General features: G+C 37.5%; 27 protein-coding genes and 1 riboswitch. Of the genes, 16 read left to right on the forward strand and 11 right to left on the reverse strand.

What is annotated here, in order from left to right; genetic code table 11:
• The first annotated feature begins 7 nt into the window (after positions 1-7).
• The 3 genes from M902_RS07070 to M902_RS07080 are packed head-to-tail and all read left to right on the forward strand — an operon-like array spanning position 8 to position 1878.
• Positions 8-784, forward strand: coding sequence for a hypothetical protein (locus M902_RS07070; protein ID WP_021266575.1), 777 nt, complete (start codon positions 8-10; stop codon positions 782-784).
• Complete coding sequence (locus M902_RS07075) at positions 774-1334, forward strand: hypothetical protein (RefSeq protein WP_021266884.1); 561 nt, start codon at positions 774-776, stop codon at positions 1332-1334. The genes M902_RS07070 and M902_RS07075 overlap by 11 nt, the downstream gene beginning before the upstream one ends.
• On the forward strand, positions 1315-1878 hold the full coding sequence (locus M902_RS07080; protein WP_021266971.1) for a hypothetical protein: 564 nt from the start codon (positions 1315-1317) through the stop codon (positions 1876-1878). Before M902_RS07075 ends, M902_RS07080 begins: the two co-directional genes overlap by 20 nt.
• A 229-nt stretch (positions 1879-2107) precedes the next feature.
• Here the strand turns inward: M902_RS07080 and M902_RS07085 are convergent, their stop codons facing one another.
• Positions 2108-2833, reverse strand: a complete 726-nt coding sequence (locus tag M902_RS07085) for a hypothetical protein (protein WP_021266983.1) — start codon at positions 2831-2833, stop codon at positions 2108-2110.
• A gap of 157 nt (positions 2834-2990) precedes the next feature.
• On the opposite strand from M902_RS07085, the gene M902_RS15845 reads away from it, so the two are divergent.
• The 4 genes from M902_RS15845 to M902_RS15850 all read left to right on the forward strand — a co-directional run bounded on the left by M902_RS15845 (position 2991) and on the right by M902_RS15850 (position 5963).
• Positions 2991-3425 carry a co-chaperone YbbN gene (locus tag M902_RS15845; protein WP_021267093.1) on the forward strand — a complete coding sequence of 145 codons (435 nt, stop codon included), beginning with the start codon at positions 2991-2993 and terminating at the stop codon, positions 3423-3425.
• A 72-nt stretch (positions 3426-3497) separates the two neighbouring features.
• The gene (locus M902_RS07095; protein WP_021266741.1) at positions 3498-3956 is read left to right on the forward strand and encodes a hypothetical protein; all 459 of its coding nucleotides are present in this window, start codon (positions 3498-3500) and stop codon (positions 3954-3956) included.
• A 340-nt stretch (positions 3957-4296) separates the two neighbouring features.
• Positions 4297-5091: a hypothetical protein gene (locus M902_RS07100; protein ID WP_021266836.1), complete on the forward strand. Its 795-nt coding sequence runs from the start codon at positions 4297-4299 to the stop codon at positions 5089-5091.
• Entirely contained in the window at positions 5064-5963 is a 900-nt protein-coding gene (locus tag M902_RS15850) for a CPBP family intramembrane glutamic endopeptidase (protein ID WP_021266703.1), read from the forward strand. Before M902_RS07100 ends, M902_RS15850 begins: the two co-directional genes overlap by 28 nt.
• A 319-nt stretch (positions 5964-6282) precedes the next feature.
• Here the strand turns inward: M902_RS15850 and M902_RS07110 are convergent, their stop codons facing one another.
• The 3 genes from M902_RS07110 to M902_RS07120 all read right to left on the reverse strand — a co-directional run bounded on the left by M902_RS07110 (position 6283) and on the right by M902_RS07120 (position 8470).
• Entirely contained in the window at positions 6283-6852 is a 570-nt protein-coding gene (locus M902_RS07110; protein ID WP_021266896.1) for a hypothetical protein, read from the reverse strand.
• 76 nt (positions 6853-6928) lie between these two features.
• On the reverse strand, positions 6929-7432 hold the full coding sequence (locus M902_RS07115; RefSeq protein ID WP_021267102.1) for a hypothetical protein: 504 nt from the start codon (positions 7430-7432) through the stop codon (positions 6929-6931).
• A 78-nt stretch (positions 7433-7510) separates the two neighbouring features.
• The gene (locus tag M902_RS07120) at positions 7511-8470 is read right to left on the reverse strand and encodes a hypothetical protein (protein WP_021266578.1); all 960 of its coding nucleotides are present in this window, start codon (positions 8468-8470) and stop codon (positions 7511-7513) included.
• A 203-nt stretch (positions 8471-8673) separates the two neighbouring features.
• On the opposite strand from M902_RS07120, the gene M902_RS07125 reads away from it, so the two are divergent.
• From M902_RS07125 to M902_RS07140, 4 genes are read left to right on the forward strand one after another with little or no spacing between them, the layout of a single operon-like run.
• Positions 8674-9798 carry a DegT/DnrJ/EryC1/StrS aminotransferase family protein gene (locus M902_RS07125; protein ID WP_021266962.1) on the forward strand — a complete coding sequence of 375 codons (1125 nt, stop codon included), beginning with the start codon at positions 8674-8676 and terminating at the stop codon, positions 9796-9798.
• On the forward strand, positions 9753-10583 hold the full coding sequence (locus M902_RS07130) for a MipA/OmpV family protein (protein WP_021266789.1): 831 nt from the start codon (positions 9753-9755) through the stop codon (positions 10581-10583). Before M902_RS07125 ends, M902_RS07130 begins: the two co-directional genes overlap by 46 nt.
• Positions 10584-10619: 36 nt before the next feature.
• Positions 10620-11645, forward strand: coding sequence for a hypothetical protein (locus tag M902_RS07135; RefSeq protein WP_021267100.1), 1026 nt, complete (start codon positions 10620-10622; stop codon positions 11643-11645).
• Positions 11620-11958: a hypothetical protein gene (locus M902_RS07140; protein ID WP_040314275.1), complete on the forward strand. Its 339-nt coding sequence runs from the start codon at positions 11620-11622 to the stop codon at positions 11956-11958. The genes M902_RS07135 and M902_RS07140 overlap by 26 nt, the downstream gene beginning before the upstream one ends.
• A 16-nt stretch (positions 11959-11974) precedes the next feature.
• Here M902_RS07140 and M902_RS07145 read toward each other — a convergent pair whose 3' ends face one another.
• Positions 11975-15382, reverse strand: coding sequence for a hypothetical protein (locus M902_RS07145; protein ID WP_021266893.1), 3408 nt, complete (start codon positions 15380-15382; stop codon positions 11975-11977).
• A gap of 58 nt (positions 15383-15440) precedes the next feature.
• Positions 15441-16304 (reverse strand): serine protease, encoded by an 864-nt coding sequence (locus tag M902_RS07150; RefSeq protein ID WP_198011875.1) that lies wholly within the window; start codon positions 16302-16304, stop codon positions 15441-15443.
• 140 nt (positions 16305-16444) lie between these two features.
• Between M902_RS07150 and M902_RS07155 the strand changes: the two genes are divergently transcribed.
• A complete protein-coding gene (locus tag M902_RS07155; RefSeq protein ID WP_021266590.1) occupies positions 16445-17809 on the forward strand; it encodes a sodium:alanine symporter family protein in 1365 nt (454 codons plus the stop codon).
• On the opposite strand, the gene M902_RS15855 is transcribed toward M902_RS07155, so the two are convergent.
• The 5 genes from M902_RS15855 to asd all read right to left on the reverse strand — a co-directional run bounded on the left by M902_RS15855 (position 17782) and on the right by asd (position 22363).
• Positions 17782-18585: a hypothetical protein gene (locus M902_RS15855; RefSeq protein ID WP_021267060.1), complete on the reverse strand. Its 804-nt coding sequence runs from the start codon at positions 18583-18585 to the stop codon at positions 17782-17784. The genes M902_RS07155 and M902_RS15855 overlap by 28 nt on opposite strands.
• A gap of 75 nt (positions 18586-18660) precedes the next feature.
• Entirely contained in the window at positions 18661-18849 is a 189-nt protein-coding gene (locus M902_RS07165) for a hypothetical protein (protein ID WP_021266667.1), read from the reverse strand.
• An 8-nt stretch (positions 18850-18857) separates the two neighbouring features.
• Positions 18858-20423, reverse strand: coding sequence for a DUF1254 domain-containing protein (locus M902_RS07170; protein WP_021266668.1), 1566 nt, complete (start codon positions 20421-20423; stop codon positions 18858-18860).
• Positions 20424-20514: 91 nt separating this feature from the next.
• Entirely contained in the window at positions 20515-21258 is a 744-nt protein-coding gene (locus tag M902_RS07175) for a phytanoyl-CoA dioxygenase family protein (protein WP_021266904.1), read from the reverse strand.
• Between the two features lie 7 nt (positions 21259-21265).
• A complete protein-coding gene (gene asd, locus M902_RS07180; RefSeq protein WP_021266563.1) occupies positions 21266-22363 on the reverse strand; it encodes an aspartate-semialdehyde dehydrogenase in 1098 nt (365 codons plus the stop codon).
• A gap of 91 nt (positions 22364-22454) precedes the next feature.
• Positions 22455-22667, forward strand: a riboswitch (Lysine riboswitch).
• A gap of 105 nt (positions 22668-22772) precedes the next feature.
• Here asd and lysC point away from each other — a divergent pair.
• From lysC to M902_RS07200, 4 genes are read left to right on the forward strand one after another with little or no spacing between them, the layout of a single operon-like run.
• Entirely contained in the window at positions 22773-24143 is a 1371-nt protein-coding gene (gene lysC, locus M902_RS07185; protein ID WP_021266646.1) for a lysine-sensitive aspartokinase 3, read from the forward strand.
• On the forward strand, positions 24143-24823 hold the full coding sequence (locus tag M902_RS07190) for a 4-hydroxy-tetrahydrodipicolinate reductase (protein WP_021267008.1): 681 nt from the start codon (positions 24143-24145) through the stop codon (positions 24821-24823). Before lysC ends, M902_RS07190 begins: the two co-directional genes overlap by 1 nt.
• Positions 24824-24840: 17 nt before the next feature.
• Positions 24841-25734 (forward strand): 4-hydroxy-tetrahydrodipicolinate synthase, encoded by an 894-nt coding sequence (dapA, locus tag M902_RS07195; RefSeq protein ID WP_021267081.1) that lies wholly within the window; start codon positions 24841-24843, stop codon positions 25732-25734.
• Between the two features lie 2 nt (positions 25735-25736).
• Positions 25737-26492, forward strand: coding sequence for a 2,3,4,5-tetrahydropyridine-2,6-dicarboxylate N-succinyltransferase (locus M902_RS07200; RefSeq protein WP_021266901.1), 756 nt, complete (start codon positions 25737-25739; stop codon positions 26490-26492).
• Positions 26493-26503: the final 11 nt, after the last annotated feature.

Genomic DNA, 26503 nt, shown 5'->3' on the forward strand with positions numbered 1-26503 from the left:
GGGAGTTTTGAATCATACAAAATTACTTGTATTTGTTGCGATTATTATCTTTGGTTTTAGCTCATGTTCAAATCCATCTCGTAGGCCGCTTGAAGTTTTAGATCATGAAAGACTTATTAATGTAACTGCTTGTCGATCTTTTTCTATTGATTACTTTAGAATGTTGGCCAATGTGAAATTTCAGTATTCTCAAGTCCCTGTAGCAAAATACCCTGAGCTTAAAAATAACCCGGCCTATTTATATTATAGTACCTTGGATGCTGATAAATTGTATGCAAAGTACAAGCAAAACCTCAAATCAAAAACAAAAAGGGATGAGACTTATAGTTTCGCTTATAAGCTAAGTGATTACCCTGCTTGGAAGGGCTATGAGCATAAACGAAACTTCTATAATAACGTGAATACAAATGAGATTGTTAACAGCTTCAAGAAAGTTGACCAAAAAGCAAATAAGAAGAAAATTGCGTATGCCAAAAAAATCCTAGAGCTAGAGCTTTCTTTTAGCGTTGCTGATGAAGTTCTAAAAAGAATGACTGATAAGATTCCAAAATACGAAACAAAAACTTTTATGAAGATTAACTTCTCTAGCATGATGAAGGTTTCGAGAGAGATTTCGTTACCTTATTACTTTCTTGTCATCAAAAGTATGAAAGATAAAGACATAGAGAAAATTATCAAAATTTATGAAGGCCCAGAGTTTAAACTCTACAAGAAGGTCTTAATTGATACGATTATAACTGACATGGAAGAATATAAGAAAAAGGAACAAAGAAATGAAGTCTAAGCTGCTACTTTTCATCATATTATTTTCATCACTGTCTTGTGCTACAAAAAAGCTCAGTGCTGAAAATGAGGCCATCTATAAACGCGATAAGAGTCGCTATGCAAAGGTTTTGGTCATCCCACGCTATTATAATGCTAAAGCTGATGGACACCGTAGCAACAGGCCACTAGGTATTTCACTAGGACTTAACCCAGTGGAACTTAATGATTTTGAAATTTGTAGCTTAAAAAGCTGTAAAAATAGAAAGGTGAGTAGAAGGCTTAAGATCACAATTGAAACATATCAAGAAGCCGGTCCAGCTTCATTTCTATCAGCTATGACTCTAACAGTTATTCCGGCCAAGGAAACCACATGGCTTAGGGCCACAACAATCGTAGAAGATGCCAAAGGCAATGAAATTGAGCGTTTCAGTGTTGCCGACGGACTCGAAACTTACTATCAACTTTTCTTCGCCTTCGCTATGCCTTTCCAAACCAATCCCTCAGGAGAGATTGTGAATGATCTGATTGAGCGAAGCCTACAGGTTGCTTATGATAAGAAACTTATTTAAGGGGGGCGCGGGTAAGAAAAAGAATTTCTTCTTCAGTTTTATTGGATTATTAATATTTGCTGCAGCTGCAGGTCCTGGCACATTTATGGTAACGCAAGCAATAATTAGCGAGAGAAGCTTTGTCGCAAAATTAGTTTATATTTTCTTTGCAGTCGCATTTAATTTATGGATTAACCTTTCTTCTGTCATATTTGCTTTATTTGTTCTCTTCTTATTTTGCAAGTTATTAGAACGTATTGATGTTAGTTTTAAAGACACCGAAATTTACTATCAATTAGTTTTTGCTCTTTTCCCATGTGTCTCTATGGGCCTAAATATGTACTTCGCAAAAAAACTATATTATGTGACGCTCCTATCATATGGAACTCTTTTATTAATCCTTTCGTATCATTACTTAACAAAGAAAATTGAATTTAAGCCTATTCGTGTTTTTCTTGTTTCAACGATTTGGTTATTTATTGGAACGCTCATATCAGTATCTAGTATTCTTCTTGTCGCGGTAAATTCTGTACCTGCTATTAAGCTTTGGGATTACTTTAATTAAAAGTAAAAGGGGGCGCTAAAAGGGGGCGCGGGTACCAATAGAGATTTCCAATACTTAGCACTAGATTTTGGTAAGTTTTCCCGATTTTCTTCTATAAAAGGGCAAAGACACTGTTAGAAGTTCGACTTTTTTCCATTTTTTGGTCATTTCTTGAGAAATAAACAATAATATCCATAATAAACGTCAGATAAGTTTTCGATATCTCGATCCGTACCCGCGCCCCTTAGAATTATGTTAGGGGCTTAAACCTTACTTCATCGAGTACCTTGTTTAACTCTCCGATAATGAAGTCTTGATTTAACGTACTTTCAAAAAGGATATAATCCTTAGGCTTAAACTCTACTTTATTGTTAATCTTAACTTCTTTGGTCTCCACAGCGCCGCCTTCGTATGACATTTTCTTTACTTTAAAAGTAAAGTCGAGTGAAAGGTGATTATCAACACATGACATCCCCAGATTCATGGTCTGAATACTTGTCCAGTCTTTGATGTCAGGTGGAGTGATTTTTGCCTGAATCATTCCGGCCTTATTTTTAAGTGGCTTAAATTTGAATTTTAGAAAATTTTCAAAAATTTCAATGAAGCTTAGAATATTCTTATTTGGAAGGATATCAAGCAGTAGATGGCCACATTCAAAGGGAGAGTCAAGATCGCCACAGACAACATAAAGGGAAGTGGCCTTCTCTGTAATAAGGCAATTTTCAGCTAGCTTGAAGCTAAAACTTGTCTGCTCACCATTTGCTTCAACTGTTTCAATAACTTTAAAAGCGGACTCATCCTTGGCCTTAAATTTCTTTATATTGACTTCACAGAGATGGATACCAATTTTTGATAGGTCAGCTTCTCCATGAGTCTTAATCGTAAGCTCTCCGTTTATCTGGTCGCCCTGGGGCCAGCTTTCGCCAGCAATCTCTAAATTCAACTCTAATGGTTTTAAGAAGAATGTTCCTCTCATAATATATGCCTTTTCTTAATTTAGGTTAAAAATATTATTCTACTTCAAATACGAGGTGCATGCCACCTCGATACATTTTTTATATCCAACTAAGTTTGTTGTAAACTTTGATGTGAATAGTTATAGTAAGATTGAATTTATCAGGGTGGTGCTTAGTATGAATATAAAAAGAATAAATAATGAAAACTTTGAATCTGTTGTATCTAGTGAAAGAGGTGTTTTCGTCATCAAGTTTTATTCTGATACTTGTGGCCCATGTAAAACAATGGCACCTGTCTTTGAGGCCTTAAATGAAAATAATCCAGAAGTGAATGTTTATGAAGTAAATACCATGGAGAGTCCTGAGATTGCGCAAAACTTTGGTGTTCGTGGCGTTCCTTACACTGCCATTTGTGAAAACCGAGAAGTTCTTTATGACTTCACAGGCCTTACGCCCCTAGGAAAAATTCAATACGTGATAAACAATATCAATGATTCACACTTTCGCTTAACAGGTGAATTTAAAGAACCGGAGACAAAGAAGAGCTACTTCTTTGAAGCAATCGTCATTATTTTGCTAGTGGCCTTTGCTTTAGCTATCTTTTTTGCATAGGACATTTTGTAAAGAGAATATAAACTTTTCATTAAGTTTACTAAGCATTGAGAAATTTGCTACTTATTGCTTATGAAAACAATTATTTTCACCTTTTTCTCCATCCTTTTGGCCACGCATTCGTTTGCTGCAAATAATTGTACTGATCTAGCTGATGACTGTGCGTACTACAGTTGTATCGAAAAAGAGCGAGTATGTGGAAAGCGTGGATATCCTTTGGCCTTTGGGAAAAAATATTGCAATAAATTCGATTCAAGAATAGAGAAGTTTTCTGAAGATGGTAAGAAATGGGTTGAAAATGTTAAGGCCTGTTTAATTTCAGGGATGAATGAAATTTCTTCTGAAACCACTTGTCGAGACTTTAAGAAAACGGCCATCTCCCACCACGTTCCTTGTTATCTGAGTGCAGGCTACTGTGAGCTTAGCAAAGAGGACAAGAAGCAAGTGATAAGAATCGTCAGAGCATCGGCTTGGAGACTTGATATCATTCTTGCTGGCTACCAAGTCATTTCAAGCTGTTTAAATGATTAATAATTGCTCTTTTAAGCTCTTTTGCCTTGATTTCTTGTTCAACCATATGAATACAAGACTTACAGTAATGGTAGATTTGCTTGGAAGAGTTCATCCATTGGTATTATTGAACAAACAAAAATTTTAAAAATCAAAAAGAATTCTCGGGGCGAATCTGCTGGTAGACTGCTTGGTGAATTTCAGATGACAGCTGATGGACCCACAAAAAAGACTGATGAAATTCTGACAATTGGTTATCCTGGTGATCTAATAATAGGAACTCAGTACTTTCAAATAATCTTAAATGGTGGAGTTCCTGATAAAAAATGGATGAAATTCACTATCATTAGGAGAGTGTTTCATGAAAATTATGCAATTTTCTATAGTTACAATTTCATTACTATTTTCGATGCGTATCGTAGCACAAGACAGTTGTTCAAGTGTAAACGAGGTAACACAGGAACAATTTGATTGCTCAATTGAGATCCTTAAAAACACAGCAAGTAACACGAAACTTTCCCAAGTAAAGGCGCTTAATCTTTGCCGAGAATATTCACTAGATATTGAAAATATAATGTGTGGGGTAGATCTATCGCCACGAGATATTAAAGCGGGTATTGAATTATGCTTAAATTACACACATGATCAACTAGAGTGCGGGAAAGACCTGAATAAAAAAGTTTCAAATTTAAATATCAAAGAAGCTGTAAGCTACTGCACAAGCGAGCGCCAAGAAGATATTAATTGTTCATTAGATTTATCTGATAATAACTCAATGTGGATACCTAATTCATTTAAAGATAATTTAGCAACCTGTAAGAAGTATTCAGGTGAAACTATTGAATGTGCAGTTACGACGAGCTCACTTCTTTCGACTTACGGTTTTAATTACAATCTAATGTTGTGTCATGAGTATGATTATGAAACAGTGAAGTGTGTCGGAAATATCTCTAACGAATCATCATTTGGAAAACTTATTACTCAATTTTTTGATACTGCAGCTCTTTGTAAATCACAAGGTGAGAAAGTTACCCGCTGTGCAGTTAAATATGCTGAAGATAATTCTTCAGTAACAGATTTAGTTAGTACAACAAGACTAAAAGAGAATCTGAAGAAAGGGTTTGTTCAATGCAATATGGTTACTCAGATTTTATGATTAAAGATAAGAAGCTATTTAAATTTTTGTTAATTACTTTTATAAGTGGTTTTCTGTGTCAGGGATTTTTTCTTTATTACAAGAATAGTTTATTCCTAATTATTGCGATGTGGACTCCTGCGATTGGCCTACTGGGACTTGGTGAAGAAGCTAAAGACGTTATTAAAAATCTAAGAGTTTTTTCTTTTAAATATATGGCACTCACGCCTATCGTTGCACTGACGCCATACATCCTGTCACAGCTAAGTTTTTATATGCTTGATCTAGGGGCATGGAATAGCGAAAGCTTTGTTTTGAGTCCCGACTTTTCCAAAATAGCTGAGATTAAAAAGATTGGTTTAATGCTAGGGACAGGTGAGCAGTCATATTCATTCCTTGCTTTGAATCTATTTATAACAATTCTAATTGGAACTATTCCAACAACAATTATGGCCACTCTTGGAGAAGAGATTGGATGGAGAGGGTATTTACAAGATACTTTAACTACTAAGTACGGCTTTTTAAAGGGAACGCTTCTTGTTGGATTGATTTGGGCATATTGGCATATTCCTGCAAACTTAGGAGGTGTAAATGGTGCAGAGAACGTTTTTCTGACAACCTTTATTACTTTCCCTTTAATTATTATTTTTATGAGCTTTGCCCTGGGGTGGTTTAAAATAAAGTCTAATTCAATTTGGGTTTGTGCTGTTTTACACGGAATAAACAATACGGTCTCAGGTATTTATCTAATAAGGCCATTTAATCCAAAAACTGGTGAGTACATTGAAATGATATTTAGCATTTTGGTTGGGCTAACATTTATAGTTATAACAATTATGCAAAATAAGAAGTCAAGCAAACAACATAAGCAAGGCCAAAGAGTTCAGTTATAGAGATTCTGCGGTAAGGGTTGTTGTATTCAATACTGTTTTTAAGAGAGTTAGATATTTAAATTTAGTAAGACTGGCCGGTAAAAGGCCGGTAACTTTTTAGCGAAAATCCCGAACCAAAGACCATGAAAGGGGAAAATAATTCACCCAATATAATATCAGTTATATGGGGTGAGGCTATATTCTAAGTTATCATAATGATTATAACCCCAATTATAGCCATCTACACCTAGGCAATATTTGACATAAAAAACGCGACAACTTGGTCGCGTAATTTATTTGAAGCTCTTAGAATCGATTTTAGAACGTCACTTTTTTTGTATTATTTCAAACGACAGAAATTTGTTAGTTGATATAACTTCTCACATGCTCTGGCCGCTGAGAAACAATCTGACATATCACGTGAGATAAACATCTGTGATCCACATGAAACTTGGCCTAGGTCTTCAACGTAGATTTCGTGTGTTTTTTCTTCAACTAAACGGCCTTTGAAATATGCGCTCATTTTAATGATATTTTTACCCGTGTGTAGCACAGGCTTTTTTCGCAAGTTTTTCTGCCAAAGATTCAGTGATTTTTTCGTACGCTGACTAGTCATATCGTAACGGAGAGTTTTTGACTTTTTTCTGCCTTTTTCATCTGTGTAAGACACTATGATTTTATCGGCCTCTAAACTTTGGCCCACAATGAAGTCTTCAAATCTTACGGGATATAGATGACGCGTTTTACATCCGAAGGCTTTTACGGCCTGATTTGAGCCGTTGTCACACTTGATGCCAACACCACCAATTAAAGTGGCCGCTTCATAGGTATTTTGATTCGTATTTTCGAAATTAAGTGCGTATGAGTAACAGCTAAAAATTGCAGCAATAAGAGCTAGCGAATATTTCATGAAAAATCCTTCTTTTATAAAATAATAAGTAAGCAAAAATTATTTCATAAAAGAAGGGGATTTTTCAATTACTATTTTAGACACCAATGACGATATCATCGTCACCAGGTACTTGATTCACTTCAAAGCATTCAACACGATATAGGTGATCGTTTGACTCTCCTACTGATTTTCTATTTATAGCGCGATCATAATGACGTGGACTATAAAGAACACGGGCAGAGATTGGCCATGTGGCCTCTGCGATTCCATATCCACGGTCATCAGTTTCGACTACTGACCATTTTAAGTATCCATTGCCACCAATGATGACGTTAGAAAAAAGCGCGCGGCCATTACCATAATCCATTAGCATTTTAAGATCTGGCCCAGTGATATTATTGTACTGTTCATGAAATACTGAGTTAATCAGGCGTCCAGCATATGCACGATATGAAACGGGATTGACCTTCTTTTCAAAGATGTCCACTTGGCATCGAAATGCGATGTGATTAGTCGTTCCAAAGTCAACGGTTGCTGCGATTGTTGATAATGCTGAAATAAGCGTTAATGCAATAGAGATTTTAGCTAAAATCTTCATTTGTCCCCCAACTGTAAATAATATTTAACAATTATTATGCAATTGGAGGCGAAGTTCATAGTTAAGAAAACTTAATATTTATTTATCAGTTGGATTTAGGTTTAGGTATAAATTCCCACGAAATAGGCTCATGGCACCACTAAGCGTATCCCCTACTTGATACTTACAATTAGTGCCTACATAGCGTACTCCGCGCATTAGAAGCTCGCTTTCTGATAATGGGTTTAAGTATGCACCCATCCATACATCAGGATATTTTGTACGAATATGGCAGCCGTAGTCTGTGGCCGTTACCTCTGTGATTTCAGCGACTCCCTGGGCCTCTTCATAGTCATAATCAAATTGATATTCATAGCGATCTTTTTGATAAGATTTAAACCAACAATTTGGTCTTGGTTGATTTAAAAGACCGGCCTTAAGTGTGTCCACGCGGCACTGATTTTGAGGATAATCATTAAAGATTGTCACACTTGAGATATGGTCTGATTTTGCATTGATATCACTTCCAGGATAAATCACAGAAGCATCTCTGATGGCACGAAGGCCTCTTAGGCATGTTTTATCTTGTTTACACTCTGTCAGATTCTCAGCGCTAATACCATCCAATTCAGTGCTTCCAGAGCTATTTAAGGCAAAGTATTTCTTTAAGCATTCATTAGTTGCAAAGTAATCAGATTGGGCCTCACTTGAGTATTTCTGTGTTGGCATCACTTTCGGGTAACCTCCGATAATATGGCCAACTTCATGACAAGCAATAAGGGCGAAGGCATCTTTAGAAAGCTTATTTTTGCGTACAAACTCTCCGTGAAAACTGAAACGTACAGATTCTGAATGCCCTTTATAGCCAACTGATGCATTTAACGTCTTTGACTCCCAATTAATGTCGACTTGGCGATTCTTGCCTTGTGGTAATTTTTGGTCATAAATACTAAGAACGCTTTCGACGACCTCGCGAAACTCTTCCTCTGATGTGATTACACTAGAGGCAAATAAATTAGATGTGATAAGGCAAGTCGCTGCAAGTAAGAATGTTTTCATTTTACTTATATAACAGACAATCTGAACGCTATGAGTAATATTGAAATCTATATATAGTGGTGTACAGATTTTGTTGAGACATTATCGCGACGAAAATCCCCTATTTTGCCCCTTATATTGACCCAAATTTAACAATATTCGCTATTCCTAAGTCATATTCTTTCCCCTATAATGTGTCTAATTACTTAAAAATGCGAGGAAATATGTCAGTAAACGGCGTACCATTTATTACTTTAAATCGCTTTGAAGATGGGTTTCGTGAAGAATTCCTTTCGGGCGTTGAAACACTATTTGATAACACACAATTTATTGGTGGACCTCAGGTTAACAAACTTGAAGAGAAGCTAGCAGCTAAGACTGGAGCTAAATACTCAGTTGGTTGTGCCAATGGAACAGATGCGATCCAAATTGCCCTAAGAGCAAGTGGCGTTGAGAAGAATGATGTTGTTCTTGTTCCTGATATGACTTTTTGGGCGACTTTTGAGGCCGTTGTTAACGTTGGTGCAAATCCGGCAACTGTCGATGTTAGTCGCGAAACTCTTCACTGGGATAAGGAAACTTTCAAAGAAGCAGTTGAGAAATTTAAGCCAAAGGCCGCTATTCTTGTTCACCTATACGGTTGGGCATGTCCAGATACAATGGAAATCAGACAAATTGCTGAAGAAAATGGCGTAATGCTAATTGAAGACGGAGCTCAGTGCTATGGGACGACGATCAATGGAGAATCGATTCTAGGTACTGCAAAAATTTCAACAACAAGCTTCTACCCAGCAAAGGTTTTAGGAGCTTCTGGAGATGCTGGAGCGATCTTCTCAAATGATGAAACTCTAATTAATACTTGTCGTACTCTAATCAACCACGGACGTACAAGTCACTATAGCCACGGCCTAATTGGCTGGAATTCAAGAATTGGTGCTTACGAAGCGCTATTTCTAAATCTTTCTCTTGAGCATATTGATGCAAGACTTGATTCACGCCGCAAGGCCGTTAAGTACTATCAAGAAAACCTTCAAGGGCTTCCTCTTAAGATGCAATCAGTACCAGCTCATGTAGGTGAAAATGGTTACTGTAGTGTTGCTCTTATTGAGCCAGAGCTCAGAGATGGTCTTACAGCTGCTCTAAAAGAAGCAAATGTAGGATTTGGGACAATTTATCCAGGTGCCATGAGTAAGCAAGAAGGTGCTCCTGCCCACAGTGTTGGATCAATTGATCGCGGTAATGCCGATTATATTAGTAAAGCAGTTTTAAATCTGCCATGTTTCGCCTATATCACGGAAGAAGAATGCGAGTACGTTTGCCAAGTTGTAAAAAATTACTTTTCAAAATAATCATATCAGGGGCCGTTTTTGCGGCCCCTGTTTTTTCTAACGGAAGAACCGAAAGGCTCAATCAGTTAGAAAGAGAAAGAAGTAAAAGGCCTATTCCAACTAATCAAGTTGGCCTTGGGACTAGTTTTTCATCTTCTCTCTATAAAGTTGGGGATAAATTCGATATTCCTGTCGTTCCTTCAATTAACTACAATTATAAGAGATTTTCTTTTCGTGGGATTGCCGCAAGCTTTCGCCTATTTCCCTTAACAAGTCTAACGCTATCTCCAGACTTTAACAAAGTAGAGGCCGAAGCAGGAACATACAACGATGGACTAAAAGAGCGTGATCGCTCCCTTGATCTTGGTCTAACATTTATGTTGCCGACAAAGTGGTTTATGACAAGATTTAGTTACGCGCATGATATCAGCGGTCGATCACAGGCCAGCAAATACTATGTATCTGTTTCTAAGGCCTTTCCAATTGAACCTTGGAAGGATGAAAAAATTGTTTTAATTCCAGCTCTTACGTATTCTCAGTATAGTGATAATTGGAGCCGTTACTACTTTGGTGTCTCAAGTCTTGAAGCACGCGCAGATCGCCCAGAATACACTCCAGGGGCATCTCACCAGCTAAGTGCTAGGCTCATTGTGAATTACCCTATTGGCAAGAAGTACGTGCTTAATAGCTTCTATTCGTATACGAAGTATTCTTCCGCGGTAGAAGATAGCCCCTTAACGAAAAGAGGCTACCGCGAAAGTATTTTTCTTGGACTAAATTATATTCTTGGGAAATCTGTACAATAACTAAAGTAATTTTCATTGTTAACCGACTAATTCACCATGAAAAACTTTAAAGTCATTATCATTTTGCTCACTTCTATTCAATCATTTGGAATGGCCAAGCTCACAGAGTCTGAATGCTCACAAATTGATATAAGAGAGAATATGTCTCCTGGCATGCGAAAACACTTTTCCTCACCTCGAGATCAAGATTCTATTGGTTGGTGTTACGGTTTCACTGCTTCTGACCTAATTTCTGCTGAAGTTGGTGTTCCTATAAGTTCGGCCCACGTTTCGGCCATTTATAATAAGTCCGTCGATAATAGTACATTTATGAAATTAGGCTATAATATTGGAAATTTAATCATAAACGATAAATTTGAAGATGTCTATGAGGGGGGCTATGCTAGCATGGCCATTCGTAAGAGCTCTAATGGACAAGAACTATGTCGTGAGTCGGAGTTTCCTTTTGATAAAAACAACTATGGGGATACGCAGTCCTTAATCCTCAGACTCGAATCGATAAGAGAACATATTAAAAGCTCGGATAGCAAATCGAAGAAATTAATATGTAGTGAAGTTGAAGCTATTAATACAGATTATAACTTATCTATTGATGCAACAAAACTTCAGCTTGCACTTGAAAAGGAATCATTGAATGCTCTCTTAGAAAAAATCATCGATGATCACTGCAAGAATAAAGTAAAAATACCAAAGTTTAGTGTAAGAACTATGAAAAAGCCAAAGCGACTCTCTGGCCGGCAACATGAAAGGCATGAACACGCTAGAGACATAAAAAAATACTTTAAAAAGATTGGGGCCCAATTGGCCAAAGGAAAACCAGTTGGTGTTAGTTATGGTGCGAATCAGATAGCTTCTAGTGGAACCAACCATTCTAGTGTTCTTATAGGAAGGGCATGGAGTGATGGTCAATGCCTATTTGAAATTAGGAATTCATGGGGTAAAGGTTGCGAAGCTTACGATAGAGATAAAATTGAACTTTGCAACTCTTTTAAAGGTTCATTTTGGGTAAGTGATGAAAAGTTTTATAAGATGGTATATGAAGTACAGTATATTGATAATTAGTATTCTCCTCTCGGCCGCTAAAGCAGAATCTATTGTATTTGTTGCAGATGATTTTAAAGCCGAAGTCGTCTACGAAAAAGAAAGAATGACTTCCAAGGAATGCTTGAATATCTCAGATTGTTTTACGTTTCCAAACTCACTTAAGTTTTATTCTAATCAGAATCCATTGTTTTCGTTATGCTACCAAAGCAAAGGGACTCCACGGTTTGGTCATATAAATAAAGTTAAGATTACAGGCTGTATAAACTCAAATAATAAAGTCGTTGATCTAAACTCACTTATGAAGGCCTATAAAATGGTCAACCCAAAATAGTTGACCATTATATATATTAATCAAGAAACTCAAAGGCCTTCTGTGCAAAGAGTGCATCAGGAAGGATATAAAGCGTCCAGTCTGTGATATCACCGTTAATAATCTTAAGGTTATTCTTCTTATAGCGATTATTATATAAGCGGTAGTATGGCCCAATAAAACGCTCATCAAGTTCAGCTAAAACCCTGTGCGCATTATCTGCATAAGATCTAACGCTACTTGGATGCTTAAGATCACTTATTCTTGTAAGCGCATCCCTTAATACCTTTGCTGCAGTTGCAATTTGCATAAGCTCAGCACCTGTTGTCGAGTAATTATCTGCATGAGACTGCTCATCATTTAAAACAGATAGTGCATTGTAGCTATTAATAACCTTCATAAGACGATGCTTTAATGAAAGCTTTGAGATGTCACTATTATAAAAGAGACGATCATATGCCATTAAGAAATCAGCTGGCGTCTTAAGCTTTCCATCTTTCACAGATTGAGAGATCTCATTGGCCTCTTTCATTATTAGGTAAAGCTCATGCTTATCAACTGTTGATGGATTAAAGACCATCTTAAAATCAAAGTTTATCGTCTCACTTGGGTAATCGATCCCTATCCCAATTTTGCGTCCCTTAAAGTCCTGATCTTGAACTAAGAGTAAGTCCCACACTGGTCCTGCAAGGCGTGGATTAAGTTGTAGTAAGATATCTTTTTTCGTCGTAAAAACTTTCAGATAATTATTAAGAGCAAATCCCGCAAGAGTTGCATTGCCATTTCTTTCATCTGTAGGATTTAACATAGGGCCTGCAATTTTTAGAACAAGCTTTTTAAGGTTTGAGCCTATAATACCATTCTTTAGATTCACATCCCCTATCATGGCATTTAAAACTGAGCCAAATAGTCCAGCGTTCTTTGCTGTACGGCCAATTGATTCTAGCTCAATTTTTAGTAACGTATTACCTAGGAAGATTTCATCTTCATTCTTTTCAAGAATTTCCTTCCTGTAGTTATTTAATGCCACTGCATGAAGCTTTATTTTTGCACTAATTGAAGAACGATTATTCTCTATTACATAATTCTTATCTTCATTACCAAACATATTATTAAAAACTCTTGCGCCAAACCAACGTTTTTTCTTCTCTACTTGATTAAGAGAAATTGATAGATATAGTTGATTATCTCCCTGTGATCTTACCGTTAGATCCTCAAGGATATTCACGCTTCCTTCTTCAAGCGTTGAGAGCATTGCCTTTGCTTCTTTCACTTGAGGCGCAATAGAGGCCGTAAGAATTGAATTAACCAATGACTCAAACTCTCTAAGATTAATCTTAAACGAGTAATCAGTAGGGCCTTCATTATTTAGATCACCAGATGTTCCCACAAAATTGAGGCTATCTTTCTTTTCTGGACGACTGTAGATATGAGATAAGAAATCCTTTGTTCTCACACCGTGACCGATGGCCAGATCAATATAGGTCTTATCCATTAATTTATCGAAGATCGGCTCAATATTCCAAACTTGAACATTATTTTGAGCATAGAGAATCTTTTCACTTAGAATTGTAGGATCTAGGTTAATCTGAAGCCTTCCAGTACGACGATCAATACCTAGAATATTATTAAAGAACTCCACAAGGTTCTCTTCCGTCATCTCTTCAGGAATCGAGTTAAATGGACTTTGAAGGTCTAGTTTTTTTACAGCAATGATTTGTTCTTCAGTCTTTACAGACTGAGTACGCTGGAAGTTCTCCTTGAAGCTTTCCAGCTTTTCAATAAGCTTTCTTTTTACCTCGGCTTCATCAACAATCACTTCATCTTCTTTGGTCGCAAGTGGATCACTAATAAGATAAGTCTTTAAGATATTTGCTGTGGCCAGTTTCGTAAATTCTTCAAGAAAGTACCCCTTATCTGTCTTAGGAGTTAAGAGGATACGTCCTTGGCCACTACCAAGAGTTGCATTTTTAATATCAAGTTCTAGAACCCCTTTATCTTTCATATACGTATAAAGAGAAATTTCAAATGGAATAGAATCCCCATAAGTTTTGCTATCGAGGCGAATATCTGGATTGTTAAAGTCAATTCCCTCGCCTTCAAGTCCCATTTCAAATAATGAATTGAGTTCAAGATTCACACGTCCTTTTAAGATTACTCCGGGTAAATGAGGAGCAAGAACGACATCTAATTCTTTAAATAGTGGCTCCTTATCAATAAGTTTGAAGTCGCGGAAAAAGTTTGTAAATTGTGAGACAGCATTTTGTGAGATACGAGAGTTCACAAATGGCATCTCTGGGCCTTTGCGTCCTCCATTTCGAGTTTCCATATCCACAACATGTCTAAGCTTTAAATCGGCAATTGAGACCCTTAGAAACTCATCTGCTTGCTCAAAGAATTTAATATTGGCAAGTTGAGGTTCATCGATAAAGTATAGGTCTTTTTGACTTAGGGCATTTCTTGCTTTTGAAATCGATGTCTTGAGTATTTCGTTAATGATCATTCTTTCGCGATCATTCCAATTATAAATCCCTGTCGCTTCTAACAGTCTAGAATGAATTTTGGAGAGTCTTAGCTCTGTATCAGCACTAAATCCGTAAGTCTTATATTCTTGTTCACGAAGTTTTTTAAGCTCATCAGCAGCAACTTTTCCATCTGTCTTAACGCCTTTAATATAACTTAACGACGGATTACCAATTCCACCTTCAATTAAGAAAGATGCACCTTGCTTTGTTCCTTTAAGCTTCTTTGGCCCAATAAACCAAATTTGTAAATTCTCAAGGTCTCGATAGCGAGTCAGACCGGAGAGTTTCATAAAGTTAAAACGCAGGCGAATTCGATTGTCTTTCAAAACGATTTCATCGTTATCAAATAAATCTTTAATAACTTTAGAAAGGTCTTCATCAGAATAATCTGTAGGCGCCTTATCATCGGCCATAAAGTAATTAAGTAAACTACGGTTTCTTAAAAGTGCAGCCATCACATTCGTTACGATGTGCATACCATTTGTATAATCAATGTCATCTAGAATAAATTTTTCAATTGATAGTTCTACATATTGGCCACGAACATATGGAGGAAAACCTAGAACAAGTGAAATCGAGTGTTCATTTAAAAGCTTACCACCGGCCTTATCCTCCATTGATAAAAGCATTGAGTCAGGAATATTAATAATTGCATCGAGGTGAAAGGTACGATTAATAGGATCTAGATCGATCTTCGTAACTTCCTTAAAGCTTCCTTTTCCATCACCAACAAGCAGGTCTTGTAAATCATAGCGCAGAAACTTTAGAGGCCACTTAAGTGAAACTAATGCCTCTTCGTTTCCCCATTCTTCATCAGCGCGAGAATTAATCGCTCCACTGTGCATCGGCTTGGCCTGCAGTTGTGTCGAAAAAATGGTCACTGTCAAAAGAATTGCTAGTAGAAACTTAGATTTAAACACCTTATACCTCTCTCAAAGATTTCTTAGGGTATATGGTGCAACTAGAATGCCAACTTTATTAATTTAGATCATTTAGAAAATATGCAGGGACTTCTCGAATTGGCATTCCACCAGCAAAGCCTCCCTTACTCATACATAGAGGGTCTTGTGAGTCTTGTTTGCAGCGATTATAGCGCATACAATTGTTGGCCTTATCCATAACTAGTGACCAGCCTGATCCAAATGTATGGACTCCTATAACTGCATTTTGATCAAGACTATAAATGGCCGAGCCAGAGTTTCCACCAAAGACATCGAGGTTATACTCTAAAGTTGGCCCATTATCATATTCAACCTTACCTCGGTCGACTATCTTTAACGGTGCTCCAAGTGGGCTTCCTACGGTAATCAACTTTTCTTCTTCTTTGAAATCTGTCGACAGTTTTAAAGGCATTGAGTGTGAGACTGATTCTTTTAATGCGATGATAGCAACATCCGCGTCTTCCTCAACATCAAAGAGCACATGAGTCACTTTTTCACACTCATAAACCTTTTTAAAGTTTGAACTCTTGTTTGTGTAGTCGAAAACAAAGACAAAATTTTCACAGAAATTATACTGATCACCATCATTTAGGAATACACAGTGGCCCGCGGTCATCATCTTGTTTTCAGAAATTAGAAAGGAGCTGCACTCGCCAATTGAATTTTGCTTGGCGAATTTTTCGTTTGGGCATAAGTTTGAGCGCTCTTGAATGCTCTCAAAGCGTCCCAAGTTATCTTTATGTATTATCGCAGCAGTCGCTTCAGAGACAATATTCTTACTTACTTCACGGCGATTATCTTCACCATAAATCATCTTATTTGATTTAATTAGAAGCTCAGTATCCTGATTGTGACAGGATAAGAATATAGTTAAAAAGCATAGGCTTAAGATAATTCTCATAGGTCCTAATATAAAAGTCTTGGCCTTAATTATAGTTAATTTTGTAAACTCGTAATGGTCCGTAAAGTAATTGGCCATTTATGTCATTTTGTGGAAAGATTTTAAATAAGTTTTATTACTCAATTATCATAGGAAATTATATGGATATTTCTGTATTTCTTGCGCAAACTGTAGATATCCTTTGGGGGCTACCATTAGTGATGTTACTTGTTGGAGGTGGTTTATATCTTGTGGCCATCTCTCGCTTTAAAATGCTTGCAGGCTTCATGCATGCGCTAAAGCTTATTGCAGGAAAGTATCACCACGCTCATGATGATGAGAGTAAAGGACAAATTTCACACTTTAAGGCCCTAACAAATGCCCTTGCCTCAACTGTTGGGATGGGAAATGTTGCAGGAGTTGCGGTGGCGATTTCACAAGGTGGCCCTGGTGCAATATTTTGGATGTGGGTCGGTGCTCTTATTGGAATGAATACCAAATTCTTCGAGTGTACGCTGGCCGTTATGTATCGAAAAAATGATCACCACGGAGAAATTCAAGGTGGACCGATGTATACTATCATGCAGGCGCTACCAAAGTATATGCACTTCCTTGCTTACTTCTTTGCGCTGGCAGGTCTCATTGGTACTCTAGGAATTTTTAACACGAATCAAATGGCAACCTTTATTGAATCGAATTACAGTATCCCAACTTATATAACGGGAATAGTAGCCGCCTTATTAATAATTTACATCCTTATGGGTGGTGTACGAAGAATTGGTGGGGCGACATCTAAAATTGTTCCGGCCATGTGCTTACTTTATGTTGGTTGTGCTATTGCTATCATTATCATGAATCTATCAAGTGTTGTGGATGTGTTCTATCTCATCTTTAATGAGGCCATCAATGGACGTGCGGCCGTAGGTGGAGCATCTGGCCTGGCCGTTATCCACATTTTTAAAACAGGTATTAAAAGAGCAACATATTCAAATGAGGCCGGTGTTGGCACAGCACCATTGGCCCACGGAAATGCCAAAACGAGTGAGCCTGTGGCCGAAGGCCTTGTTGCAATGGTTGGCCCATTCATTGATACTATTCTCGTTTGTACGATGACTTCAATTGTTATCCTAAGCTCGCTTACTCCTGAGGAGCTACAAGGCTCAAATGGCGTTCTTATAACTCAAATGGCCTTTGTGAAAAATTTTGGAGTTATGGGCTCACACCTATTAGGACTATCAATTATTCTATTTGCATTATCGACTATTATCGGATGTTCAAATTATTGTGAGAAATGTTGGGACTTTCTCTTTGGAGGATTACCACTCCTAGGCGCGAAATTAACCTTCGCTATCTTTTATGCCTCAACAGTTCTTTTAGGAGCAATATCTGCACCGGAAGACATGGTAAATGCTATGGATATTGGCTTTGCCCTGATGGCCATTCCAAATATGATTGCCACAATTTGGCTAGCGCCAAAGGTTAAGCATAAGATGGATGATTACTTTGCTAAGTATATACGTCCATAGATTTCGCCACACTCGCCAGTGGCCTCAATTGACTTGAGAGTACGCTTCCATTTATTTTCAAATGGTATATCACGACAGTCATTATGACTTACTCCACGTTTCATAATCGCTCTGATTGTGCCTTTACAATTATCTGCTTCAAGAAAGAAGCCATTAGAGACAAATTTATCGATTTCTTTAATTACATTAATATTAACTTTTTTCTTAATACGCTTCTCAAGAAAATCATTTACTTCTTCTAAGCAAAGATTATCATTTTTAAGTGGGATTCTTTCTTTATCAAAACCTAATTCAACGATTTCTTGTCCTTGTGGATCCTTAGGCATTTTTTGTGAAATTTCATTCTTATCTCGTATTGTGAGATCATGATAGCCTCTAATATGGTTCCAGCCATAGCCCCAGGCATAACCTGTGTGAAATGATGGATTGCCACCGATATAGACAGCAACCTGCATGGCCTTACCAAAAATACTAGAGAACACATCTGAAACACATTGTTTAAGTTCTTCGTCGGCCGTTATTTTTTCCATTAGAGTTCCACCCATCCAGTAACTAACATCATGTTCAATACAACAATGCTGCCACAGTTTAGGTGCATTAAATGTTCCCTGAGGAGAAATTGATGAACAACCATCTGTTTGAAATGGCCTTAGGTAATGGTCAACACTTCTCTTTGACAACACCCCATTATTTAAATCAAGTAGGCCATATTCCTGTGCGTAGGAATAATTCACACTAAAAATTGAAAAGAGGATAAGTAATAATAAGAAACGCATAGACTGAATATAGCAAAATCAAGTGTTCTTCTTAAAATTTTTAACATTTCTACATAGGTGTAAAAAACAGAGACATTAGTTGCGATATAGACTATGGGGTTTAGGCCTTTTCTTCTCTTGTTGTATATCATCTTTAGCAGATGCCGGTGTACGCTCAGGCTTATCACGCTCAATAATCATATAAGTAATAAAGGCCACCCATAAGACGATGGCCACAACTGATAGGATAGTATTTCTGATTTTAAAAAAATTCTTATAAACCATTGCACAACCTACTTCATTGAAATAACTTTTGGTTCAACTGGCTCAATGCCTGGAACCTTCCATTTCAAATCGAGAATCTTTTTTGATGGAATATACAATCTCATGATGACATAGAAATTGCCTTTTGGGGTTGCTAACCAATTTGCTTTCTGTTTTTCATCCATTGGCATGCGATTTGACAAATAAAGTTCAAATGAACCATCAGGTTTTTTAGTTAGGTTACTACTGTTATTCAATGAATAACGTTCGAGATCATTTTTAATAAGCATTTTGCTAACACTATCGTAGACTGTGACAGACCAGAAAGCTCTAACCTTTGGTTCAGTCTTAAAGCGAATTCGATACATTTTAGAGCCTGTAAGCTTATTACCTTTGATATCAATCTCGGCTAAAGGATACAAGGCCTCCTTTTCTCCCTGTCCACCAAGGTATGAATGTGAAACCATTGAGCGTAGAGCATAATCATCCCCAAAATTATCTAGCCCAAAAACATAACTCCAACCATTAGCAAATTTTGTATTAGCTGGATTTCTGATTTGTGCTGCACTAACTTGTGGGCCATCGTTTAAAACCTGAGCTAAAATATCTTGTACGGACTGCGTGAGCATCTCTTTTTTGAACCCATCTTTTGTAATGCCAATCTTTTTAAATTGTCCAAATAGCGCCCGCTCTTTATCAGTGACTGGGTTTACCTTTAAATACTCTCCTAGCTCTTTAAAAAATCTTAGAGGGTCACTATCACCTCCAATACGTTTTTCTAGCGGATAAATACGCACGCGTTTTTTATTTCCCAAGTACTCGTCTAGCTCAGTAAGTTTATATTGATCCTGAATCTTGTGAACTTCAGTGAGTTCTTTATTCATATCCTCTGACTTAAAAACCTGTGTACGTCCCCAAAGCCAAACTTTCGATGTTGAGGCCTCAATGATAGTAAACTCTGAGAGTCTCTTGTCATTCTTGTACAATCCAATTGTATTTGGTGCCACTATTAAGTACTTTTGTGCATTTGTCCCTGTTGCTCTGGTTCCCACATACTTAATTAGGTTATGCCACATATCGAAAATATTAATAACATAGTAGCGATCTTTAATTGTAGGAATGGATAGCACCATTGGTGACTGGTTTAAGTCTAAAATAGCACTTGAATAAAGAGTGTCCTGATTAGCGGTAGGCATATCGGTATCTGTCGGACCTGGCAGACGTCTAGAGTGACCAAATTCGTTTAAAGGTGCACGGAAGCTTGTTTCAGGCTGCTTTTGTGTAACGTCAGTATAAATACGTGCGATATTTTCCATTCTAACAAGTGTTGAGCCCCAAAGGTATGCACTTAGTCCAAGTGAATAGGCCTCTTTTAAAAGTGGATCATCGTTAACTGGGACAGAAGCAATAGATCTCTCATTACTACCACGTTCTTTACCGTAGTAGATTTTATCAATGGCCTTTTGCGAAAGATGCGTTCGATAGCTTTCAGGTGTATTCGTTTGTACAAGGTAAGTGACAGTTGATATCCAAGAGATAGCAAGAACTGCCCCTAAGACAGGGAAAAGATACTTCTTATAATTCGTTTTGCTCATCGCTATTTCCTTGTTTTATTGTGTGCATAGTCACAATATAGCGCAAGCAAAATAGCGATGAACTTAATAATCGTGAATTAAGGTTAAAAACTTAAAGTGTAAGTCGCCTACCAAAACCAGCCCCAGGATACTCTCTCTTATTTGCACCTGGCTGTGCATAACCATTAATTAAAACTCTACGAGGTGAATCTGTTTTATTAAGTGATGAAGAATGAAAAGTATAGGGGCCAAAGAAAGCAACATCACCGGCCTTAAGCTTTAGATCAATGGCCGGAAGTTTTTCGAGAAGATCATCAATAATACTTGGATCTTCCTTATAATTAAGATGACCTTGAAGATGCGATTTTGGGATGAACTTAAGAGGTCCATTGAGAGAATTCATATCATCAATGGCCATTACTGTTTGAACGTAACTGCCTCGCCCATCAACATCTTCCCACAGCTCTGTTCCATATCGACGATGTTCACTATCTTGATGCCACTTAAATTCAACAATTTGTCCCGGTAGCTTAAAGTGGGCCTGATTAATAAGCTGAACTAATTCGTTTGACTCTAGTATCCTACCTACAATATTTAGAATTTTCTTGTCAGCACCTATATCAAGAAGATGTTCATCATAACCGCCACACCAAACGATACGGTTTAAAGCACTCTTGTCAAAAACGAATTGTGCTAGCTTTAGCATCTGAGTTTCTTCTATCGTTTGAGATGCTTCATATAAGTTATCAAACGAGCGCTTGATGCGCTTAATTTCCGAAAAATCAAAAAGGCCCTCTACAATGCAAAAGCCATTTTCATAAAAATCTTTAACTAATTTATTATAATCTAATTCCATAAATCTATTATAGCACGATATTAAGCATTCTTCTTAATGGCTCTGCCGCTCCCCAAAGAAGTTGATCACCACTTGTAAAGATATTTAGGTACTCATCCCCCATGTGCATCTTACGTACTCGGCCAACAGTCGTCTTAAGTGTTCCTGAAACATAGCGTGGGTTGAGTTTTTCACGTGTGGCCTCTGGTGTATTTTCAACAAACTCAGTATACTCAGAAAAGTTCCTAATCATGTCTTCTATTGTTTTAAGATCTACTGATTTATTAAGCTTTACTGTTAATGCTTGAGAATGTGACCTTAAGGCACCAACTCTTACACAAGTCCCATCAATAGGAATTGGATTCTTAGAACGTCCTAAGATCTTATTTGTTTCACTAAATGCTTTCCACTCTTCACGTGTCTGGCCATCTTCGACGCCACTATCAATCCAAGGGATTAAATTAAGCGCTAGAGGAACACCAAAACAATCACTTTCTAGCTCGTTACTTTTTAAAAGATTAGAGATATTTTGATCGAGTTGAAGAATTGGCCCATCCATTAGAGGCTTGGCCATATTTCCAATTACTTCCATTTGAGTTAGAAGCTCTTTCATATGACGAGCGCCACCACCAGAAGCAGCCTGATAAGACATAGTACTCATCCACTCAACAAGGCCTTCTTGGAAGAGGCTTCCAATTCCCATAAGCATCAAGCTAACGGTACAGTTTCCACCTACAAAATTTTTAATTCCATCATTAAGGGCCTTGTCAATGATATCGCGGTTGACTGGATCTAAAATAATTAGTGAGTCATCATCCATTCTCTTTGCAGAAGCAGCGTCAATCCAAAAACCTCGCCAGTTAACTTTTTCAAGTTCTGGGCGTACTTGCTTTGTATAATCTCCGCCTTGGCAAGAGATGATAATATCCATATCAGCAAGTTCTGAGATATTATTTGCATCTTTAAGAGTGTGTGTAGCATTATAAATAAGTGGCCCAACTTGGCCTGCCTGAGAAGTCGAAAAGAAGTATGGATCAATTTTGGCAAAGTCTCCTTCGCTCTCCATTCTCTCTAAGAGAACAGATCCAACCATTCCACGCCAACCAATAATTCCTACTTTTTTCATATGTATCTCCATAGGCTACGGCCTTTTTTATTTATTTATGGCCAAAATTATAAATGTATAGACATCAATGTGTCTATCTACTACAATTAATTTCAATTGAAGAGGCGCAGTGTTCAGAGCGTGTTGATAAGGGTGCACAACTATTTTAGTCCGTTATCAGTCAACACAATGGGAATATTGCCGAAATAAGGCCAGAGTGTGCAACTTGTCTTATTGGTCACTAAGGGAGAAGCCTTAGGACTGTCATATAGTAAATTTTAATTAACGAAATTAGGATTTAGTTATGTGGAGAGCTTCAAATGCAAATGTTAGCTTAGATCTGTTAGCTTGATGTTTTTTGCATTTCTTGATTCTCCTACATACAATTATCTTAATTTTAAAGCTTTAAACGTTTTTACTTTGGAGACTTATGTCAACTCATACAAATGAAGTTATTGTTGCGAAATTTGGTGGATCCTCGATGGCAAACCTGGAGGCCATGACTCGATCTGCGCAGATCAGTGTTAATAAAGGTGCCAATATGGTCATCGTTTCAGCTGTCTATGGTGTTACAAATCTTCTTGTGGAGATATCTAAAAAAGCACCTGCTGGTGACGAGACCCGCGTGAATGAACTTATTCTTGAAATAGAAGATAAACATCGTGAAATCCTTCAAGATATGCAAGCTACAGAGAGTTTAAAAGATGATATGACTCAACTTCTTTCAGAAGTTAATATGATTGCCAAGGGGATGCTCCTTTTAAGAGAATGTTCAAATCGAGCATATGACTCATTAGTAAGTCTTGGAGAACGGCTTTCATCTCTTGTTTTTAGTGAGGTACTAGCACGTATCACAGAACAGTCAGCATCGAACAAGAGAGTTGAATTATTTGATATACGTCAGGTACTTGTTACAGACGACAGTTTTACCAAGTCCTCTCCTGACATTAAAGAGACTAAGGCCCGTGCAGATAAGTTATTAGTTAACGCAAAATATGGTGACATCGTCTATGTTTCACAGGGCTTTATTGGAGCAACTAGCGAAGGGTTAACAACAACTTTAGGACGAGGTGGTTCAGATTATTCTGCGGCACTCATTGCAGAGGCCATGGGTGCCGACACACTTCAAATTTGGACTGATGTTGCAGGTATTGCAACAACAGACCCTAGAATTGTTAAAGAAGCAAAACTTTTAAATGAAATTACATTTTCTGAAGCGGCCGAGCTGGCAACTTTTGGTGCAAAAATACTTCATCCAACGACCTTAACCCCGGCATTACGTGCTGGGATTAAGGTCTTTGTTGGATCGAGCTATGAACCAAATGAACCAGGAACATGGATTAAAGCACAAACTCAATCTGCGCCGTTAATTCGTGCCATGGCCTTAAGACGTGAGCAAAGCCTTGTCACATTATCGACCCCAAAAATGCTCCAAGCACATGGATTTTTATTTGAAATTTTCAAAATCTTTAACGAGTTTAAAGTCAGTATTGATTCAATAACAACATCAGAGATTTCAGTAGCACTTACTTTAGATGATAGTGCTTTATTAAATAAGAAGATTATAGATCGTTTATCTGAGCTTTGTAGCGTAAAAGTAGAAAAGGATTTAACATTAGTAAGTCTTATTGGAAACGAAATCAATCACACACCAAATATTGCAGCACGAATTTTTAATGCAATTGATGGAATTAATGTTCGTATGATTTGCTTAGGTGCTAGTAAGCATAATTTTTGTTTCTTAGTAGGTAAGAATGATGCTGACGAAACAATTCAAAGATTACACAAGGAATTCATTTAATGAAAATTGCACTTTTAGGAAAAGGAAAGACTGGTTCAAAAGTTATTGAACTATGTAAATCACAAGAGTATTCGTATATTGAACTAGAAGTTTTTGACTCAAAAAACCCTTTAAAGAAAGATGATCTTAATAGATTTGATATAGTCCTCTCTTTTTTGAATGGTGATGTATTTTTAGAGCACTATTTTAAATTATTAAGCGAGTCAGGAATCTGCGTAGTAACTGGTTCTACTGGTTTTGCATGGACACCTGAGCTTGTAAGTAAAATTAAGTCTCCTTGGATTAAGGCCACAAACTTTAGCCTAGGCATGAATTTGGCCAAAGAAATGATCCGAATTGCGGCCAAGGCACAAGCTCTCTTTCCTGCTAAGGATCTAAAATATGAAATTCATGAAGTCCATCATACAAAGAAATTAGATGCACCTAGTGGTACGGCACTTTCGTGGCAAGAATGGTTAGATAAAGACTCAACTATTACTAGCGAAAGAACTGGTGATATTATTGGAATTCACGAATTAAAGATTGATACTCCAAATGAATATATTACAATAAAACACGAAGCTAAGGATCGTAAAATTTTTGCGGCAGGAGCTCTTTGGGCCTGTCAGCGCGTAAAAAATCTTAGTCCTGGACTACACGACTTTAGTGACATTGCACGACAAGTAATAAGAGAAATCTAAATCAAGGAGCTATTAAGATGGCAAATCATGACTATATAAATTCAACACCTTTATGGACGGCGGTGATCACTCCCCTAAACTCAGATCTAACAATTGATCTTGATTCCCTTGAATCAATTCTTAGAGAACAAGAAGCCGCTGGAAATGGGATTCTAATCCTAGGCTCAACTGGTGAGGCATTAAACCTCAATCTTGAAGAAAGAAAGAATATTCTTAACTTTGTTATCGATCTAGAATTAAAGGTACCACTGATGTGTGGTGTTGGTGGAATCAACCTTACTGAAACATGTGAGTGGGTTTCATACTTAGATGGACTTAATATTGACGCCTATCTTATGGTTACCCCTCTTTATGCAAAGCCAGGAGCTGAAGGACAGTATCAGTGGTTTAAAACTCTTATGGACGTCTCAAATAAACCTGTCATGCTCTATAATGTTCCTTCTCGTGCAGGAATTGAATTATCATTTGAGGCCGTTAAACGCCTAAATAAGCACAAACAATTTTGGGCCATTAAGGAAGCAAGTGGAAGCCCAGAGAAATTTGCAAAATATGTTGAAGCAGCTGGTGAGTTAGGTCGAGTTTACAGTGGTGACGATGGAATGTTACCAGAATTTGCACCTCTAGGGGCCAAAGGACTAGTTTCAGTCGCTTCAAACCCATGGCCTGCCCAAACACACGCATACACTGTCGCTTGCTTAGGCGGCGAATTAAGTGAAGAAGAATCAAATATGTGGGTCGAATCAAGCAATACCATGTTTGTTGCTTCAAACCCAGTACCTGCAAAATGGTTAATGAAAGAAAATGGACAAATCAAAGATGCAAGTCTTCGTCCGCCACTTTCAATCAAAGATATGAGATTAGAAACTAATGTTTTAAACGCAAATAAAAATATTCAAAGTTGGAGAAAGTAATAATGACTGTAGATGAAATTTTAGCAGGACTTGAAAGTGGAACTCTAAGATCAGCTTCAAAAGTTGATGGTAAATGGGTTGCTAACACTGAAGTAAAACAAATGATTCTTGAAGTTTTCAAGGCCGGAAAAAATGTTGAACAATCACAATTTGGCTGGCCAGGATTTGTCGACAAGCACAATATACCGGCCCAAAAATTTACTGAAGACCGCGGTGTTCGCATGGTACCAGGTGGTTCAAGTGTTCGTCGTGGTGCCTATGTTTCAAGCGGTGTTATTATCATGCCACCTGCTTATATTAATATTGGAGCATATGTTGATGAAGGGACGATGGTTGATTCTCATGCCCTAGTTGGCTCATGTGCTCAAATTGGAAAGAATGTACACCTCAGTGCAGGAGTTCAAATTGGTGGTGTTCTAGAGCCAATCGGACTTGCTCCAGTAATTATTGAAGACGATGCCTTTATTGGTGCCGGTGCCGTTATCGTTGAAGGTATCCAAGTATTAAAACGCGCTGTTATCGCTCCAGGCGTAATTTTATCAAAAGGTGTTCCAGTATACGACTGTGTTAATGAAAGAAGATTAGAACCAGGAGAGCCGATTCCAGAAGGTGCTATCGTTGTTCCTGGAACAAGACCTGTTAACGAAAAACTTTCATGGGCAAGGGATATGGGACTTTCAATGAATTGTGCCATGATTGTTAAATACCGTGATGAAAAATCTGATGCCTCACTTGAGCTAGAAGCATTTTTAAGATAAGGCAAATATTA

This window comes from Bacteriovorax sp. BAL6_X (genome assembly GCF_000443995.1).
In the GTDB taxonomy this organism is placed as follows: domain Bacteria; phylum Bdellovibrionota; class Bacteriovoracia; order Bacteriovoracales; family Bacteriovoracaceae; genus Halobacteriovorax_A.

Bases quoted from the DNA above. Each gene is read 5' to 3' on its own strand.
- M902_RS07075 (WP_021266884.1), top strand. From the start codon at position 774: ATGAAGTCTAAGCTGCTACTTTTCATCATATTATTTTCATCACTGTCT.
- M902_RS07080 (WP_021266971.1), top strand. From the start codon at position 1,315: ATGATAAGAAACTTATTTAAGGGGGGCGCGGGTAAGAAAAAGAATTTC.
- M902_RS07085 (WP_021266983.1), bottom strand. From the start codon at position 2,833: ATGAGAGGAACATTCTTCTTAAAACCATTAGAGTTGAATTTAGAGATT.
- M902_RS15845 (WP_021267093.1), top strand. From the start codon at position 2,991: ATGAATATAAAAAGAATAAATAATGAAAACTTTGAATCTGTTGTATCT.
- M902_RS07095 (WP_021266741.1), top strand. From the start codon at position 3,498: ATGAAAACAATTATTTTCACCTTTTTCTCCATCCTTTTGGCCACGCAT.
- M902_RS07100 (WP_021266836.1), top strand. From the start codon at position 4,297: ATGAAAATTATGCAATTTTCTATAGTTACAATTTCATTACTATTTTCG.
- M902_RS15850 (WP_021266703.1), top strand. From the start codon at position 5,064: ATGCAATATGGTTACTCAGATTTTATGATTAAAGATAAGAAGCTATTT.
- M902_RS07110 (WP_021266896.1), bottom strand. From the start codon at position 6,852: ATGAAATATTCGCTAGCTCTTATTGCTGCAATTTTTAGCTGTTACTCA.
- M902_RS07115 (WP_021267102.1), bottom strand. From the start codon at position 7,432: ATGAAGATTTTAGCTAAAATCTCTATTGCATTAACGCTTATTTCAGCA.
- M902_RS07120 (WP_021266578.1), bottom strand. From the start codon at position 8,470: ATGAAAACATTCTTACTTGCAGCGACTTGCCTTATCACATCTAATTTA.
- M902_RS07125 (WP_021266962.1), top strand. From the start codon at position 8,674: ATGTCAGTAAACGGCGTACCATTTATTACTTTAAATCGCTTTGAAGAT.
- M902_RS07130 (WP_021266789.1), top strand. From the start codon at position 9,753: ATGCGAGTACGTTTGCCAAGTTGTAAAAAATTACTTTTCAAAATAATC.
- M902_RS07135 (WP_021267100.1), top strand. From the start codon at position 10,620: ATGAAAAACTTTAAAGTCATTATCATTTTGCTCACTTCTATTCAATCA.
- M902_RS07140 (WP_040314275.1), top strand. From the start codon at position 11,620: ATGAAGTACAGTATATTGATAATTAGTATTCTCCTCTCGGCCGCTAAA.
- M902_RS07150 (WP_198011875.1), bottom strand. From the start codon at position 16,304: ATGAGAATTATCTTAAGCCTATGCTTTTTAACTATATTCTTATCCTGT.
- M902_RS07155 (WP_021266590.1), top strand. From the start codon at position 16,445: ATGGATATTTCTGTATTTCTTGCGCAAACTGTAGATATCCTTTGGGGG.
- M902_RS15855 (WP_021267060.1), bottom strand. From the start codon at position 18,585: ATGCGTTTCTTATTATTACTTATCCTCTTTTCAATTTTTAGTGTGAAT.
- M902_RS07165 (WP_021266667.1), bottom strand. From the start codon at position 18,849: ATGGTTTATAAGAATTTTTTTAAAATCAGAAATACTATCCTATCAGTT.
- M902_RS07170 (WP_021266668.1), bottom strand. From the start codon at position 20,423: ATGAGCAAAACGAATTATAAGAAGTATCTTTTCCCTGTCTTAGGGGCA.
- M902_RS07175 (WP_021266904.1), bottom strand. From the start codon at position 21,258: ATGGAATTAGATTATAATAAATTAGTTAAAGATTTTTATGAAAATGGC.
- asd (WP_021266563.1), bottom strand. From the start codon at position 22,363: ATGAAAAAAGTAGGAATTATTGGTTGGCGTGGAATGGTTGGATCTGTT.
- lysC (WP_021266646.1), top strand. From the start codon at position 22,773: ATGTCAACTCATACAAATGAAGTTATTGTTGCGAAATTTGGTGGATCC.
- M902_RS07190 (WP_021267008.1), top strand. From the start codon at position 24,143: ATGAAAATTGCACTTTTAGGAAAAGGAAAGACTGGTTCAAAAGTTATT.
- dapA (WP_021267081.1), top strand. From the start codon at position 24,841: ATGGCAAATCATGACTATATAAATTCAACACCTTTATGGACGGCGGTG.
- M902_RS07200 (WP_021266901.1), top strand. From the start codon at position 25,737: ATGACTGTAGATGAAATTTTAGCAGGACTTGAAAGTGGAACTCTAAGA.